Raw genomic sequence first — 15222 nt, forward strand, 5'->3', positions numbered from 1 at the left:
TGATGAGCGCCGTCCTTCCCGCAACCGCTGCACCACGCCGCGAAACGCGTCTGGCCCGGCGCTGGCCGCTGGCCCGGTTGTCGCTGCAGTTGCTGTCCCTCATGGGCTGCCTACTGCTTTGGCAACTGGCCTGCGCCTACCGCATCAACCTGGGCTTCGTCACCTTCTCCAACACGCCTCGTCCCGCGGAGGTGTTGGATGCCGCACTACAACTCGCGCAATCGCCCAAACTCTGGCCGCATCTGTACAGCAGCCTGACCCGCGTCGGCGCCGGCTTCGGCCTCGCGGCCGTGCTGGGCGTGACGCTGGGTCTGCTCATCGGCCGCATCCCACTGGCAAACAAGCTGCTGCTGCCCCCGCTGGAAGTGCTGCGCCCCATCCCCGCCGTCGCGTGGATTCCGCTGTCGATCCTGATGTTCCCATCGTCCGAGGGCAGCATGATCTACATCACCTTCGTCGGCGCGCTTTTCCCCATCCTGCTCAACACCATCCACGGTGTGCAGCATGTGGACGTGCGCCTCGTCGCCTCCGCCCGCGGCCTTGGCACCCGAGGCTGGCGTCTCTTCACCGAAGTCATCGCACCGGGCGCCGCACCCAGCATCGTTACAGGCCTGTCCATCGGAATGGGCACTTGCTGGTTCTGCCTCGTCACCGCCGAAATGATCGCCGGCCAGTACGGCATCGGCTACTACACGTGGGAGAGCTACACGGTGCAGGCCTATCCCAACATCGTCGTCGGCATGCTCGTCATCGGCGCCTTGGGCATGGGCAGCAGCGCGCTCATCACCTGGGCCGGTGCCCGGCTCATGCCCTGGCAGGGAGCAAAGCGATGACTGAAACGACGAACAAGGACGGCCGCATCCAGGTCGACCGCCTGTCCATCGAACTCGGCGAAGGCCCGGCACGCTTCGAGGTACTGCACGACCTGTCCGTCACCATCGAGCCCGGCGAGTTCGTCTGCCTGCTGGGGCCCTCAGGCTGCGGCAAATCCACGCTGCTGGGTGCGCTGGCCGGGCACCTCGCGCCCTCGCACGGCCAAGTCACGCTGGACTTTGAGCCCATCACCGGCCCCGACCCCGACCGCGGCCTCGTCTTTCAGCAGCACACGCTGTTCCCTTGGAAGACCGTGCTCGACAACGTCGGCTACGGGTTGAAGATGAAGGGCGTACCGCGTGCCGCGCGTGAGCATCGCGCGGTGGAACTGCTGCAGCTCGTCGGCCTGCAAGGCTTCGAGCACCGCTACCCGCGCGAGCTGTCCGGCGGCATGCAGCAGCGCGTGGAGATCGCGCGCGTGCTCATCAACAACCCGCGCGTGCTGCTGATGGACGAGCCCTTCGGCGCGCTCGACGCGTTGACGCGCAGCCGCATGCAGGAGCTGTTGCTGGACTTGTGGACGCGCATGCGCACGACCGTCGTGTTCGTCACGCACGACATCGACGAAGCCCTCTTCCTCGCCGATCGCGTGCTCGTCATCGGCCCTCGCCCCGGCCGCATCGTCGAAGAACTGAAGCTCGATTTCGCCCGCCCCCGCAGCGCAGCGCTGCTGACCGACCCCGCCTTCGTGCAGCTCAAGCGCCGCTGCCTCGCGCTGCTGCGCGAGGACGGTCTCGCACCGCCGCTGGAACGGCTCTCACCCCTTGGCGCGCCGCAATGGCGCTTCGCTGTATGACCAACCTGATCGACCCCGAAGTGCAGGACCTGCTCGACCGCCTGGCCGACCCCGACGCCAGCGTGCGCCGCGTCGCCGTGCTGGATTTTGCCGATGTCGAGGACGAAGCCCTGCTGCCGGCCCTCGCGCAACTGCTGCGCCACGACCCCGAGCCCACGCTGCGCGCCGAAGCCGCCCGCGCGCTGGCGGGCTGGGATGAACCCGCGGTCGTCGACGCCCTCGCCACCGCGCTGAGCGACACGGCGGAAGTCTCGACCGCCGCTGCCCAGTCGCTCACCGAGCTGAAGGACCCGCGTTCCGGCCAGCGCCTGCTGGCACACGCCGCGTCGGCCGATGCCTTCATCAGCGCAGCCGCGCTGCGGGCACTGCGCGAACTGCGTGTGCCCGCCGCCGCCACGCCGGCGCTCGCGGCCCTGCAGCATGCCGACGCCACGGTGCGCCGCGAGGCCGTCGCCGTGCTCGGCTGGCTCAAGCACGCGGCGGCGCTGCCGCTGCTGACGCGCGTCGTCATCGGCGATGCCGACGCCGAAGTCCGCCGCGCGGCCGCCGGCGCCCTCGGCCTCGCCACGGCCGATCAGGTACCCGGAGTTCAGGCCGCGCTCTGCGAAGCGCTGCAGGACCCGGCCTGGAACATCCGCGAGGAAGCCGCCTCCACGCTCGGCAAGCTGCGCGCCACGGCTGCGGCCGGCGCGCTGCGCGCCGCGATGGACGACGACTACTGGCAAGTGCGCCTGCGCGCCGCCCGGGCCCTCGGCCGCATCGCCGACGTGCAGGCCGTGCCCGTGCTGAGCCAGGCGCTCATCCACCCCGCCGGCAACCTGCGCAAGGAGGCGGCCATCGCGCTCGGCGACATCGGCGACGCGAGCGCCGTGCCGGTGCTGCAGGCCGCGGGCGCCGACCCGGACCCTGAGGTCCGCAAGGCCGTGCGACTGTCGTTGCAGCGCCTGGGCGCACCCGCCGGAGTCGACCGATGAACGCCGTGCCTGAGGCCGTCGACCTGACGCCCGGCGCGCTGCGCCTGCGCTGGGCTGACGGCATCGCGGAACTGTCCGCTGCCCGCCTGCGCGCCGCCTGTCGCTGCGGCGGCTGCCGCGCGCGCGCCGGGCGTGGCGAGCCAGCCGCTGCGCCGGCCGATCTCGTCGACGCGGTCCCGGTGGGCAGCTACGCGATCAACCTCGTCTTCAGCGACGGCCACGATCGTGGCATCTACCCGTGGGACTGGCTGCACGAGCTGTCGGCTGCGGCTGTTCAGGACTGACCATGTTCCGCTTCACCGAACGCGACGTCATCGGCAATGACAACGGCACGGCGGACTTGGCAGATGCAGGCCGGCAGCCCGCCGAGCCGCGCCAGACCGCGCGCCACGGCGGCGGAATCCGTTTCAGAGACCTCGGCGTCACGCTCGGCACCGGCCGGCAGCGCGTGGAGGCCGTGCAGGGCGTGGACTTGCATGTCGGCGAGGGCGAATTCGTGTCCATCGTCGGGCCGTCGGGCTGCGGCAAGAGCACGCTGCTCAACGTGGCGGCCGGCTTCGTGTGCGCGACCCTGGGCCGCGCCGAACTGGACGGCCAAGCCATCACCGCGCCCGGCCCCGAGCGCGGCGTCGTGTTCCAGCAGTACTCGCTCTTCCCCTGGCTCACCGTGCGCGGCAATGTCGAGTACGGCCTGCAGGTGCGCGGCCTGCCCAAGGCCGAGCGAGCCGAGATCGTCGACGAGCTGCTCGTGCGCTGCGGGCTGATGGGCTTTGCCGGCCACTACCCCGAGCAACTGTCCGGCGGCATGCGCCAGCGCGTGGGCATCGTGCGCGCGCTGGCCAACAACCCACGCGTGCTGCTGCTGGACGAGCCTTTCGGCGCACTCGACGCGCAGACCCGCATCGTCATGCAGGAGATCCTGCTCGACATCTGGACGCGCTACCGCACCTCGGTGCTCTTCATCACGCACGACATCGAAGAGGCCGTGTTCCTCTCCGACCGTGTCTACGCGATGACCGCGCGGCCGGGCCGCATCAAGGCCGAGCTGCGCATCGACCTGCCGCGCCCGCGCCACCATGACCTGCTGGACTCGCCCGAGGCGCTGGCCCACGTGCGCACGCTGCGCGCCGCCATCCGCGAGGAAAGCCTGCAGGCCATGGCCGCCGAACTCCCTTCCCACCGCCAAGCCCCATGACCATGATCCGTTCCCTCGTACTCATCGCCGGCGTCGCCCTGTCGCTGCACGCCGCCGCGGCCGACAAGGTCCGCCTCGCCATCAACCTGTCGCCCATCTCCGCGCTGCCGCTGATCGCGCAGAACAAGGGCTACTTCCAGCAGCAGGGGCTGGAGGTGAGCATCGCCAACTTCACGTCCGGCCGCCAAGCGCTGGAGACGGTGCTCGGCGGCGGCGCCGAGATCGCCACCGCGGCCGAGGCGCCCGTCACGGCGGCCACCTTCGCCAGGCAGAAGGTCGCCCTCGTCGCGCGCATGGAGTATTCGGAGCTGAAGACCCTCGTCGTCGCGCCCGGCTACAAGACGCCGGCCGACCTGAAGGGCAAGCGCATCGGCTACGCCGCCGGCACCGGCAGCGAGGTCTACACGCACGAGCTGCTCAAGCGCATCGGCCTCACCAAGGCCGACGTGACCCTCGTCAACCTGCGCCCGCAGGACATGATTGCCGCGGCCGCGTCGGGCAGCATCGACGCGTACAACATCTGGGAACCGTATGTCGCCAATGGCCGCAAGGCGCTGGGCGACAAGGCGAAGCTGCTGTCGCTGGAGAACGTCTACTCCGAGACCTTCAACGTCGTCGTCACCGACGACTACGCCAGGAAGAACCCCAAGCTGCTCGCCAGTTTCCTGCGAGCGCTGCTGGATGCCGAGCGGTGGCTCAAGGCCAACCGTGAGGACGCCATCACGCTGACTGCACAACTGACCGGCATGAAGCGCGAGGACCTCGCTGAAGTCTGGAACGACTATGTGTTCGAGCTGGTGCTGGACGACCTCACCAACAAGGCGCTGACCAAGCATGCGCAATGGCGCATCGACAGCGGCAACGCGGCCGGTGGCGCGACGACGCTGCCGGACTTCTCGGCGGTCATCCAGACCGGCCCGCTGAAGGAAGTCGCGTCGACGCGCGTGAAGCTCTGACGGGACCATGAACGCCTCGCAAGTCGCCCGCCTGGCCTCGGTGCCGCTGCTGATCGCGCTGTGGCAGGGCGTCAGCGCGCTGCAGTTCGTCAACCCGGTGCTGTTCCCGTCGCCATGGGAGGTGGCCCACTCGCTGTGGGACTACCTCGGCGCCGGCGACGGCTGGGCTGACCTGCTCGCCAGCCTGAGCCGCGTCGGCGTCGGCTACGTGGTGGGCGCGGCGGCTGGCGTGCTGGTGGGCATCCACACCGGCACGCGGCCCTTCATCGCGGGGCTGCTGTCGCCCGCGCTGCAACTGCTGCGGCCCATCCCCCCGATTGCTTTCGTGCCGGTCGTCATCGTCTGGTTCGGCCTCACTGAATGGGGCAAGTGGTTCCTCGTCTGCTGGGGTGTGTTCTTCGCAGTGTGGCTGTCGGCTCACATGGGCGTGCAGCGCGTCAACGAAAACCTCGTGCGCGCGGCGCTGAGCCTGGGCACAGGGCGGCAGCGGTTGCTGTGGACGGTGCAGCTGCCGGCGGCCGCGCCGGTCATCCTCGTCGGCCTGCGCACGGCCGTGAGCATCGCCTTCTACACGCTCGTCGCGGCTGAACTGGCAGGCGCCTTCGCCGGCATCGCCTACCGCATGGAAATCAGCCAGCAGAACATGCAGATCGGCCACACGATGGCCGGCCTCGTGCTGCTCGGTGTGGTGTCGGCGTGTGCCGACAAGCTGTTCGAGTGGGGCTCGACGCGCCTTGTCCACTGGAAAGCCTGACATGAGCTACAGCTTCGACTTCAAGACCCTCGCGCGCGCCTACGCCACGCGCGACCTCACGCCGGGGCAACTCGTCGACGAACTGCTGCGCTGCCTGGCCGCGCGCGGTGATGACAAGGTCTGGCTGCACCGCGCCACCGAGGCCGAACTTCGCCAGCAGGCCCGTGATCTCGAAGCCCGCCGCGCGAGAGGCGAGGCCCTGCCGCTCTACGGCCTGCCCTTCGGCGTGAAGGACAACATCGACGTCGCCGGCTGGCCCACCAGCGCCGGCTGTGCCGCCTTCGCCTACGTGCCCACGCGCAGTGCCGCCGTCGTCGAGAAGCTGCAGGCCGCCGGCGCGCTGCTCGTCGGCAAGCAGAACATGGACCAGTTCGCCACCGGCCTCGTCGGCGTGCGCACCACCACCGGCCACTGCGCCAACGCCATCGACGCGCGCGTCGTGCCCGGCGGCTCCAGCTCGGGCTCGGCGGTCGCGGTGGCGGCGGGCGTCGTGTCCTTCTCCATCGGATCGGACACCGGTGGCTCCGGCCGCGTGCCCGGCGCGCTGAACAATGTCGTCGGCCTCAAGCCCACACCGGGCGCGGCCAGCACGCGCGGCTTCCTGTATTGCAACCGCAGCTTCGACGTGCCGCCCGTGTTCGCGCTGACGGTGGACGATGCCTACGCGGTGCTGCAGCAGATCGTCGGCCCCGACGACGAAGACCCGTACACCAGCCAGCACCTGCCCACCGAGCCCACCGCCTGGCAACCCGGCGCGCTGCCCGCGCGCTGGCGCTTCGCGGTGCCTGCAGCGCCGCACCTGGACTTCTTCGGCGACGACGCACAACGCCGTGCGTGGGAGCGCACGCTCGACGTGCTCACCGCGCTCGGCGGCGAGCGAGAAGAGATCGACTTCGCGCCCTTCCTCGAAGCCGGCCGCCTCGTCTTCGGCGGCCCGCTGATCGCCGAGCGCTGGCTGACCTACGGCCGCACCGTCGAGCAACACCCTGGCGCCGTGCACCCGGCTGTCAAGCAGGCACTGCTCGCCAGCCGCGACTACAGCGCCGCCGACACCTTCGGCGCCCTTTACCGCCTGCGCACATTGCAACGAGAGGTCGGCCGCCGGCTGCGCGACACGCTGCTCGTCACACCCACCGTCGGACGCATCCCCACCGTGGCCGAGGTGGACGCCGAGCCCATGCTCGCCAACAGCCGCATGGGCCACTACACCTACTTCGCCAACCCGTTGCGCCTAGCCGCCGTCAGCGTGCCCGCCGGCTGGCGCGACGACGGCCTGCCCTTCGGCCTGCAGATCGTCGGCCCGAGCTTCAGCGAGCGCCCCATCGGCGCGCTCGCACGGGCCGTGCAGCAACGCCTCGGCGGCCGGCTGGGCGCGAGCGGGCATCGCCTGGGGAACATCCCCACATGACGCATCCGTACAGCTGGGAGCGCTGGTCCGCGCTCGGCGCTGTCGACATCGCCGACCACGTGCGCCGCGGCGAGGTCTCGGCCGCCGAAGTCGCCGCCCAAGCCCACGCCGCCGCACTGCGTGTCGAGCCGCAGATCAGCGCTCTCGTCGAATTGCTCGACGAACCGCACCACGCGCCCGACGTGGCCTTACCGCCAGCCCGCGAGGGCCTGCTCGCTGGCGTGCCCTTCTTCCTGAAAGACCTTGGCTCCTCCATTGCAGGCCTCAAGCGTGAGAACGGCTCGGCGCTGCACCGCGACGAAGTCGTCACCCGCACCGACCCGCTGCCCGCCGCGTGGCTGAAGCAGGGGGTGCAGGTGCTCGGCCGCGCGACGACCGCCGAACTTGGCATGGGCTATGACACCAGCACTGTCTACCGCGGCCTGCAGGTCACCCGCAACCCGTGGAACACAGCCCGCACGGCCGGCGGCTCGTCAGGCGGCAGCGCCGCGCTCGTCGCTGCGGGCGTCGTGCCTCTCACCCACGCGACCGACGGCGCCGGCTCCATCCGCCAGCCGGCCGCGCTGAACGGCCTCGTCGGCCTGAAGGTCAGCCGCGGCCTGCTGCCGCTGCCCTGGCATGTGAACGAGCTGCTAAACACATCGATGGTCGAAGGTGTGTTCGCGCGGACGTTGGAAGACACGGCCCTCGCGCTCGACGCGGCAACGTCCGAGCCCGCCCCGCTCGGCAAGCTCTACAGCGCCGGCCAGCACAGCGGCCCCACGCAGGCGCTGGCCGCGTTGGGGCGGGACCTACCACGCCCGCTGCACGTCGGCTTCACCACCGACGCTTTCGGCCGCCCTGGCGGCTGCGAGCCGCAACGTGCCGCCGTCGTGCGCAATGTCGCCGCAGCTCTAGACCGGGACGGTCACCACGTCGAAGACATCTGCCCTGCCGATCTGCCCGACTGGTCGGTGCTGTGGCGCTCGTTCAAGACTTTCTGGGCCGGCATGCGCGCCGCCTCGTGGCGGCTGACGCATGGAGATCTATCGCCAGAACAGGTAGCAAGCCTCTCACCCGGCGTCCAGGGATACTGGCGGGCCTCGTCCGACTATGGTCAGTCGGATCTCATGCGGTACCTAGGCGACAACGTCAAGACCGCTCTCGCATTTGGAAAGCTCCTTGAGCGTTTTGACGTGTTGTTATTGCCTGTGGTGCCGTTCTCCACTCCATTGGCCAATACAACTCTTTCACCGGCTGTCGCGCACGAGTTTGAAGGCTTTTTGGAGAACTTTCTGGATGCTGGGCGATACACCATGCCAGCCAACGAAGCTGGGCTGCCCGCGCTTGCATTAGCCGCTGGGCTCGACACAGAAGGCTTGCCAATGGGTATCCAGCTCTACGGTCGCTGGGGAGAGGAAACCGCACTACTGCAAGCCGGCGCCGCGGTGCAACGAGTCATTCAGCCCTTGGCACCACGGCCAGCTGTTCATGTGATGAATCGTTGCTGACGTGCCGAGATGAGGCAAATCGCGAAGGCGACAGAAAACGAAGATGTCCGCGGAGACTTAGGCCCCATCAAGCCTGCAATTGCACCCGTCCGGCGATCAGCTTCACGCCCGCCAGTTCGCTAGCTGGACGACGTTCGAATTCTCCAACAAGAGCTCGATCCGGTCGCCCAACTTGCTCCACGCCTCACGCTTCTCAGACGCATAGTCGTGATGCAAATAGGCTCGACGAACGCGCCCTCCGGCGAGCACATGGTTCTGACAGCGGTCAATCAGATCAAGTGACACGCCCAATTGCTGCATCATCGTCGCGCCCGTACGTCGCAAATCGTGTGGCGTCCACTCGCCCATCTTTCCCCCGGACAAGACGAGCGAGTTGTCATGCTTGCGGTGCTTCAGCGGCCCGGAGCGCTTCTTGAATTGGGTCTGGCGATCGCCGATCTGCTTCGACACAGACTTGGTACATACATGCTGCGCGGGCGCTGCGCCCGCCGGCGCGCGCGCCGGGAAGCAAAAGGCTGTGTCACCGGTCAGCGTGTGCAAGGCCTTGAACTGCCGAAGCGCGAACGGAGAAAGATAGACCTTCCAATCAACGCGGGTCTTGGTGTTGCTCGCTGGGACGAACCATTCGCCGGTCGTCAGATTCACGTGTTCCCAGCGAGACATCAGAAGTTCACCGATGCGGCACAACGTGCCTAGACATATCCAAAGTGCGAGTTCGGTCTCCTTCTTCAGCGGGCGGTCCACGCTGTACTTTGTGCCGGCAGGTGCCGCTGAATACGTGGCCTCCATGTCCGTCAACTTGATCCGCAATTCTCGAAGCTCGTCGCCCGACAACACCCGGTCGCGCTCGGCGTCCGGATCGCATCCATGGGGCAGTAGCCTGGCCAGCTCGACGAGTTTCATCGGGTTGCCCTCGATCATGAGCGCGCGCCAAGGCTTTCGTTGTTCAGCCCAGGCAAACAGCTGCACCATGTCGGCATATGCGCGCGAAGCCATCCGGTAGGCGCCCCGGCTGATCACTGCGCGCAGTACCGACCTCACATCACCCTCTTCCACAGCGCGCACCGGCTTTGCACCGAGGAGGGGGAGCACGTCCTTCTCGAAGCTGCGACGCAACTCGGCGTTGTCATCGGCACGTCGAACACCATCCAAGACCCATGCCTCAAACATCGCTCGAAAGCTTAGGTTCTCGGCTTCTTGACGGGCAGCCAGCGCAATGGTGGCCTCTACTGCAGCTTGCGAATCGATCTTCGCCGCGCGCTTGGCATCAGTGGGACTGACTCCGCTTTTGACAAGCGCCCTTGCCCGATCCCGTTCAGCGCGAATGGCTGCGAGGCTGATGTCTGGCCAAGTCCCGCAATAGTGCTTCTTGCCTGACCCAAACCACTTGTAGCCGTACCTGAAGGAGACCGCCACGCGCCCATCTGCCGTAGCGCGGGCTTCGCCGTTCAGGCCATCGCCATCGGCGAGCGTGTCTCCATGCCAAGCCGCCGTGACGGCTTTCAATGCCAACTCGGTCCAGCGACCACCCTTGCCCGCCTTCGGATATCTAGTCACAGCGCCTCCGTTCCATGGGGATACCCATGGGGATACCAGAGACGGGCTTTTGTGGGATCTCAGTGAACCTCGCGGGACAACATCGACCCCATCAGCCCATTCTCAACTTATTGATTTTAATGGACTTTTAAGATTTTTCCAGGAGCGGCATGATCAACACGCAGGTCACAAGGAGCGCTTCAATAATTCCATGGGGTGCAAGGGGTAGCGAGTTCGAATCCCGCCGTCCCGACCATTTTTTACGAAGTAGATCGAATACGAAGGGACTTCCCACCTTCTGGCCAACGGCGTCGAGGCGCCAAGATTGATGGTGCGAATCGTCAATCTGCAGCCATGTGAAAGGGGAAGCCCATGAACGAGATTACCCGAGTTGGGGTCGATCTGGCCAAGCGCGTGATCCAGGTCCACGCCGTCGATGCCACCGGCCGCGTCGTGGCCGCCAAGGCCCTGCCCGCCGACAAGTTCGCCGCCTGGTGCGTGCAACTGCCGGCCGGCTGCCTGGTCGCCATGGAGGCCTGCGGCGGCGCCCATCACTGGGCGCGCAAGCTGCGCGGCTTCGGCCTGGATGCGCGCCTCATCGCCGGCCACTTCGTCACGCCCTACCGCATGGCCGGCAAGGGCGGCAAGAACGACGCGGCCGACGCTGCGGCGATCTGCGAGGCTGCCGGCCGACCGCACATGCGCTTCGTGCCGGTGAAGACGCCCGCCCAGCAGGCCTTGCTGGCCATCCACCGCCTGCGCGAGGGCTACAAGGAGGACCGCACCGCCTGCATCAACCGCATCCGCGGCCTGCTCACCGAGTTCGGCATCGTCTTCGCACAAAGCCCCGACACGTTGCGCCTGGGCCTGGCCGACGTGCTTGAGGACGCCAGCAACGAACTGCCCGGCATCGCCCGGCTGGCGCTGCAGGAGGCTCGACTGCACTGGATCGAGTTGGAGTGCCACATCGCCAGTTGCGACGAGCGCATCGCCGCGCACGTACGCACCGACGCGCAGGCCAAGGCGGCCGCCCAGTTGGCCGGCATCGGCCCCGTGACCGCTTCGGCGCTGGTCGCCACGGTGGGCGACTTCACGCAGTTCAAGAACGGCGCGCAATTCGGGTCGTGGCTGGGCCTGGTGCCCCGGCAGAACTCCAGCGGCGGCAAGACGCAGCTCGGGCGCATCACCAAACGCGGCGACGACTACCTGCGCACGCTGCTGATCCAGGGCGCGAAGTCGGCGGTGATGACGGCCCACAAACGCAGCGACAAGATCTCGCAGTGGCTGGTGCAGTTGCTGGCCCGCGTGGGCTGGCAGAAGGCCGTGGTGGCGCTGGCCAACAAGAACGCGCGCATCGTCTGGGCGCTGTTGACCAAGGGCCGCGAGTTCGATCCGAATTACGTGTCGGTCAAGCCCGGCGAGGTGCCGCCGATACCGGCCGTGAAGCCGGCCTGAAAACCACTCACCAACGAACAAGTTCTTCCCCGTAGACGTGCGTTCGAAGATGCATCACACAGGTCAGACCGGCAGCAGGCAAGCTCGACTAGGGCCTGTTAACACTAATTGCACCAAAGCAATTGGGCTGCGACAGTGAGTGCATGGAGATCACAGCAGCCCAATTCGCGCAGATCGAGCACTGCTTGCCGCTGCAACGCGGCAATGTCAGCCTGTCGAATCTGCAGGTGTTGAATGCCATCCTTTACGTTGCTGAGCACGGCTGCAAATGGCGCGGCTTGCCCAAGCGCTTCGGCAACTGGCATACGATCTACACGCGCATGAGCCGCTGGGCAAAGTCGGGCGTTTTGGACCGGACCTTCGAGCAATTGCAGCAGGCGCAGATCGTGCAGATCAAGATTGAAGCGGTGTCGCTGGACAGCACCAGCGTCAAGGTGCACCCCGATGGCACCGGCGCGCCAAAAAAAACGGTCCGCAAGCTATCGGCAAATCCCGTGGTGGGTGGAACACCAAAATCCATCTCGTCGCGGCGGACGCGCGCACGGCCATAACCTTCTCGCTGTCACCAGGGCAGGCGCACGATGCTCCCGAGGGGCGAGCTCTGCTGAAGCGGCTCGGTGCGCCCAATCGGCCTTTGCATCTGTTGATGGATCGCGCCTACGAGGGCAACGAAACTCGGCAGCTCGCACTCGACCTGGGGTTCATCCCTGTCGTGCCGCCCCTGAGCACGCGCATCGAGCCCTGGGAGTACGACCGCGAGATGTACAAGCGCCGCAATGAAGTCGAGCGCCTGTTCCGCCGCCTCAAGGGCTATCGCCGAATCTTCTCCCGCTTCGAGAAGCTCGACATCATGTTCACCGCCTTCATCAGCTTCGCTCTGATCGCTGACGGATTGCGTTTGTGTTAACAGGCCCTAACCCGGTGCCGCGCCAATTGAGGCGACGGCGGCGAACGAATGGAGCCCTGCTGAGCGGTTGGTATCTGGGCCCGCACCGAATCCCGAGTGCAACAAGGCCGCCTGTAGATGTGCAGTCTGTTCTCTGTGGCGCTGCATCGAACCCGAACTCTGGTCTTGAGGAAAACAGCAAAGGCGACTATCGAATACCGCCCACATCAATCCGCTTGATCAACTGGGAAGTCCCTGTAAACGGGTTAGCAGCTCAGGCCGCTAACCCGTTTTTCGTTTCCAGCCTGCGCTTTAACCTTGGATCTAAACCCAGGTCTAAACCAACGGCAAGCTAGATCCTCGACAGAAATACACCGAGGGCGTCGACCAGCAGGGCGCTGGCGAAGCGTCTGGGACGCACCTTCCTCGCGGATGACTGCATTGACTACAAGCGCTGGCCACGTTTGACCGACACATTTGTTCTCATTGACCGGCTCGCTGGTCGTGACCAAAGGGCAACTCTGCAGCGGTTGCTGCGTTTCGTCTGCCGGCCTTGAGTGACCGCGGTTGTTCACATTGCAGCCATCGGCAGTCAGCCACCCCTGAGCCGTATCCCGGCCATGAACGACCTACTGGAACTCAACAGCTAGTGGCCTTGCCGTTCGGCCCGCCACCAGCGGCCCGCCACGGCCATCCCCCACACCATCACCGGCACGCTGCACAGCGCGGCGGCGGCGCCGACTCCGGCGCCGGACGCCACCATCAGGTTGTAGCCGGTGTGCCAGAGGGCGACCGGCAGCACGCTGCCCTCGCTGCGCAGCTGCAGCTGGGCCAGCACGAAGGCGCCGCAGAACAGGCCCAGCGCCCATCCCAACTGGGTCGGCCCGAGCATCGCGTGCATGCTGTGGTTGAGCCAGAACAGCGGGGCGTGCCACAGCGCCCACAAGGCCCAGACACGCCAGGTCGCGCCAAAGCGGCCGTGCTTCTGCAGCAGCCGAGGCAGCGCAAAGCCGCGCCATCCGCCCTCCTCGCCAAAGCCGTTCACCACCAGGATCACGGCCACGACCGCGCCCAGCGGCCATCCCTCCGGCAGGCCGGGGAAACGGGTGAACTGCGACGCCGCCGGCCAGGCCTGCCCGGCCAGGTGCAGGAGGCCGAAGGCGAGCGCCCCGAGGAGCAGCGGCGAGAGAGCCAGCCACCAGACGGGCGACCTCGGCCAGCGGAACGCCCGGACGATCCAGCCGCGTGTGCCCCGTGGCCCGGATTCGAGCGTCACCACGATCAGCGCAGCGACCAGCGGCCCGAGCAAACCAGGAAAGTGCGTCGCCGCAGAACCCGGTCCCACCCGCAGCCCCATGGCCAGCAGGCCGAGCCAGTAGCCCCAGGACAGTCCGAGCGTCAGCGGTAAAAGCACAGCACCGGGCGCCTGCGGACGCGAGCCCGCAACCCTGCCGGCGCATGCATGGCCGCGCCTTCATCCTCAGCGCCGACGCCCCCGCCGCTCACAGCCATTCGCTGAAGTGCGCGGCAGCGAGGTCGCAGGCGGCGCGCACGGCCCGCTCGTCGTCGTAGAAGTCGAACTGGCTCACCTGTTCCAGCCACAGCTCGCGCTTGGGGGCGCGCACCTGATCGAAGAAGGCGTGCGCGCCCTGAGGCACGGCCGCGGCTTCGGAGTGCACCAGCGCGAACGGCTGGCGCAGCCGGGGCGCGGCGGACAGGCTGTCGAAGTCCAGCCAGTCCGGCCAGAAGGCCGGGTCGGCCTCGTTGCGCCAGGCCGGGATCTGCCCGCGCTGCGGCTCGGTGTAGTAGGGTGCGCCGAACATCAGCGCGCGGCGATCGTCCAGGCTCGCGGCCGGCACGAACTGCTGCGCGCCCCGCTCGGCCTGTTCAGCCCTGGCCTGGGCGCCGACCTGCCGCAAGGCCCGCACGCCATCGGCACCACCATAGACCGCCTCGACGATGGCGCGATCCTGGAACCAGGGCGCAACCACGGCCACGGCGCGAAGGTCCGCCGTCTCCACCGCGGCCTGGACCACATAGCCGGCACTGGCACAGACGCCCAGCGCGCCCACACGCGCTTGGTCGACCTCCGGCTGGCGCTTCAGGAAGGCGGCGGCCGCCCGGACGTCCTCGATCTTCAGCGCCGGTGTCTCGCGCTGGCGCAGGGCGCCGCCGCTTTCGCCGAAGCCGCGGAAGTCGAAGACCAGGACCGCGTAGCCCCGGTCCGCCATCTCGCGGGCGTAGCGCAGCGGCATCTGTTCCTTGATCGTGAACCACGCACCGGTCACCAGCAGCGCCGGGCGCGGCACGGCAGGCCCTTCCGGCAGCAGCAGCAGGCCGGCCAGTGTGTCTTCCTGGCTGGAGAAAACGACTTGTCTTGACATGGGGGCCCCTTTGAGAAGTCTCTACGCGCGCGCCGCCAGGCGGGCCTGCGCCCGCGCGCACAGCCCCCGGTCACCCTGTTCCTGGCTCAGCAGGAAGGTCATGCCCGTGACCCGCCAGCCCTGCGCGCCAAGGCGCAACGGCCAGCGGTAGCTGCCGCGCAGCGTCCACAGCTCCCCATCCAGCCAATGGCGGGCTTCCACCTCGGCGCTCGCCAGCGCCTGCCCGGCATCCAGTTCGACCTGCACCGGTCCCAGCTCATGCAGCGTCGCGTCGAAGCCGGGCACCAGGCCCCGCCAGGCGGCCAGCAGATCGGGCGTGGCCAGGTCCTGTGCCTCGCCACCCCACAGCGAGCTGTAGTCGATGCGCACCCGCGGTGCGAAGGCGGCTTCGGCCAGCTCGTAGCGGCCTAGGTCGACCGCCAACGGGATCGAGCGCACCAGGCTGGCGATGCGCGCCGCCGTGGGGCCGGCATGGGAGGACTGGATCTCTGACATGGTGTTGAGTTGGGTTGGAT

Annotated in this window: 15 protein-coding genes; 11 read left to right on the forward strand and 4 right to left on the reverse strand. The window is 67.7% G+C overall.

The window, feature by feature from the left end; all coding sequences use genetic code 11:
• Window positions 1-2: 2 nt before the first annotated feature.
• From QM732_RS03320 to QM732_RS03360, 9 genes are read left to right on the forward strand one after another with little or no spacing between them, the layout of a single operon-like run.
• The gene (locus QM732_RS03320; RefSeq protein ID WP_415654775.1) at window positions 3-833 is read left to right on the forward strand and encodes an ABC transporter permease; all 831 of its coding nucleotides are present in this window, start codon (window positions 3-5) and stop codon (window positions 831-833) included.
• The gene (locus tag QM732_RS03325; RefSeq protein ID WP_415654776.1) at window positions 830-1669 is read left to right on the forward strand and encodes an ABC transporter ATP-binding protein; all 840 of its coding nucleotides are present in this window, start codon (window positions 830-832) and stop codon (window positions 1667-1669) included. The genes QM732_RS03320 and QM732_RS03325 overlap by 4 nt, the downstream gene beginning before the upstream one ends.
• A complete protein-coding gene (locus QM732_RS03330) occupies window positions 1666-2643 on the forward strand; it encodes a HEAT repeat domain-containing protein (RefSeq protein WP_415654777.1) in 978 nt (325 codons plus the stop codon). The genes QM732_RS03325 and QM732_RS03330 overlap by 4 nt, the downstream gene beginning before the upstream one ends.
• The gene (locus QM732_RS03335; RefSeq protein WP_415654778.1) at window positions 2640-2927 is read left to right on the forward strand and encodes a DUF971 domain-containing protein; all 288 of its coding nucleotides are present in this window, start codon (window positions 2640-2642) and stop codon (window positions 2925-2927) included. The genes QM732_RS03330 and QM732_RS03335 overlap by 4 nt, the downstream gene beginning before the upstream one ends.
• A 2-nt stretch (window positions 2928-2929) precedes the next feature.
• Window positions 2930-3838 carry an ABC transporter ATP-binding protein gene (locus tag QM732_RS03340; RefSeq protein WP_415654779.1) on the forward strand — a complete coding sequence of 303 codons (909 nt, stop codon included), beginning with the start codon at window positions 2930-2932 and terminating at the stop codon, window positions 3836-3838.
• A 2-nt stretch (window positions 3839-3840) separates the two neighbouring features.
• Complete coding sequence (locus QM732_RS03345) at window positions 3841-4794, forward strand: ABC transporter substrate-binding protein (protein ID WP_415654780.1); 954 nt, start codon at window positions 3841-3843, stop codon at window positions 4792-4794.
• 7 nt (window positions 4795-4801) lie between these two features.
• Entirely contained in the window at window positions 4802-5548 is a 747-nt protein-coding gene (locus QM732_RS03350) for an ABC transporter permease (protein ID WP_415654781.1), read from the forward strand.
• 1 nt (window position 5549) lies between these two features.
• A complete protein-coding gene (locus QM732_RS03355; protein WP_415654782.1) occupies window positions 5550-6956 on the forward strand; it encodes an allophanate hydrolase in 1407 nt (468 codons plus the stop codon).
• Complete coding sequence (locus QM732_RS03360; RefSeq protein WP_415654783.1) at window positions 6953-8446, forward strand: amidase; 1494 nt, start codon at window positions 6953-6955, stop codon at window positions 8444-8446. Before QM732_RS03355 ends, QM732_RS03360 begins: the two co-directional genes overlap by 4 nt.
• Window positions 8447-8548: 102 nt before the next feature.
• Here QM732_RS03360 and QM732_RS03365 read toward each other — a convergent pair whose 3' ends face one another.
• Window positions 8549-10003: a tyrosine-type recombinase/integrase gene (locus QM732_RS03365; protein ID WP_415654784.1), complete on the reverse strand. Its 1455-nt coding sequence runs from the start codon at window positions 10001-10003 to the stop codon at window positions 8549-8551.
• A gap of 351 nt (window positions 10004-10354) precedes the next feature.
• Between QM732_RS03365 and QM732_RS03370 the strand changes: the two genes are divergently transcribed.
• Together QM732_RS03370 and QM732_RS03375 are read left to right on the forward strand one after the other, a co-directional pair.
• A complete protein-coding gene (locus QM732_RS03370) occupies window positions 10355-11437 on the forward strand; it encodes an IS110 family transposase (RefSeq protein WP_415654785.1) in 1083 nt (360 codons plus the stop codon).
• A gap of 143 nt (window positions 11438-11580) precedes the next feature.
• Window positions 11581-12344, forward strand: a protein-coding gene (locus QM732_RS03375) for an IS5 family transposase (protein ID WP_415654614.1) whose coding sequence is annotated in 2 segments (ribosomal slippage) — window positions 11581-11896 and window positions 11896-12344 — 765 coding nt in all. Because the reading frame shifts where the segments join, the coding sequence is not laid out codon by codon here.
• Window positions 12345-12969: 625 nt separating this feature from the next.
• Here the strand turns inward: QM732_RS03375 and QM732_RS03380 are convergent.
• The 3 genes from QM732_RS03380 to QM732_RS03390 all read right to left on the reverse strand — a co-directional run bounded on the left by QM732_RS03380 (window position 12970) and on the right by QM732_RS03390 (window position 15202).
• Complete coding sequence (locus QM732_RS03380) at window positions 12970-13737, reverse strand: CPBP family intramembrane glutamic endopeptidase (RefSeq protein ID WP_415654786.1); 768 nt, start codon at window positions 13735-13737, stop codon at window positions 12970-12972.
• A gap of 88 nt (window positions 13738-13825) precedes the next feature.
• Entirely contained in the window at window positions 13826-14707 is an 882-nt protein-coding gene (locus QM732_RS03385) for an alpha/beta hydrolase (RefSeq protein WP_415654787.1), read from the reverse strand.
• Window positions 14708-14728: 21 nt separating this feature from the next.
• The gene (locus QM732_RS03390) at window positions 14729-15202 is read right to left on the reverse strand and encodes a nuclear transport factor 2 family protein (RefSeq protein ID WP_415654788.1); all 474 of its coding nucleotides are present in this window, start codon (window positions 15200-15202) and stop codon (window positions 14729-14731) included.
• Between the last annotated feature and the right edge of the window lie 20 nt (window positions 15203-15222).

Source organism: Roseateles sp., assembly GCF_047654805.1.
In the GTDB taxonomy this organism is placed as follows: domain Bacteria; phylum Pseudomonadota; class Gammaproteobacteria; order Burkholderiales; family Burkholderiaceae_C; genus Pelomonas.

Coding starts and splice junctions, on each gene's coding strand:
- QM732_RS03320 (WP_415654775.1), top strand. CDS start 3: ATGAGCGCCGTCCTTCCCGCAACCGCTGCACCACGCCGCGAAACGCGT.
- QM732_RS03325 (WP_415654776.1), top strand. CDS start 830: ATGACTGAAACGACGAACAAGGACGGCCGCATCCAGGTCGACCGCCTG.
- QM732_RS03330 (WP_415654777.1), top strand. CDS start 1,666: ATGACCAACCTGATCGACCCCGAAGTGCAGGACCTGCTCGACCGCCTG.
- QM732_RS03335 (WP_415654778.1), top strand. CDS start 2,640: ATGAACGCCGTGCCTGAGGCCGTCGACCTGACGCCCGGCGCGCTGCGC.
- QM732_RS03340 (WP_415654779.1), top strand. CDS start 2,930: ATGTTCCGCTTCACCGAACGCGACGTCATCGGCAATGACAACGGCACG.
- QM732_RS03345 (WP_415654780.1), top strand. CDS start 3,841: ATGATCCGTTCCCTCGTACTCATCGCCGGCGTCGCCCTGTCGCTGCAC.
- QM732_RS03350 (WP_415654781.1), top strand. CDS start 4,802: ATGAACGCCTCGCAAGTCGCCCGCCTGGCCTCGGTGCCGCTGCTGATC.
- QM732_RS03355 (WP_415654782.1), top strand. CDS start 5,550: ATGAGCTACAGCTTCGACTTCAAGACCCTCGCGCGCGCCTACGCCACG.
- QM732_RS03360 (WP_415654783.1), top strand. CDS start 6,953: ATGACGCATCCGTACAGCTGGGAGCGCTGGTCCGCGCTCGGCGCTGTC.
- QM732_RS03370 (WP_415654785.1), top strand. CDS start 10,355: ATGAACGAGATTACCCGAGTTGGGGTCGATCTGGCCAAGCGCGTGATC.
- QM732_RS03385 (WP_415654787.1), bottom strand. CDS start 14,707: ATGTCAAGACAAGTCGTTTTCTCCAGCCAGGAAGACACACTGGCCGGC.
- QM732_RS03390 (WP_415654788.1), bottom strand. CDS start 15,202: ATGTCAGAGATCCAGTCCTCCCATGCCGGCCCCACGGCGGCGCGCATC.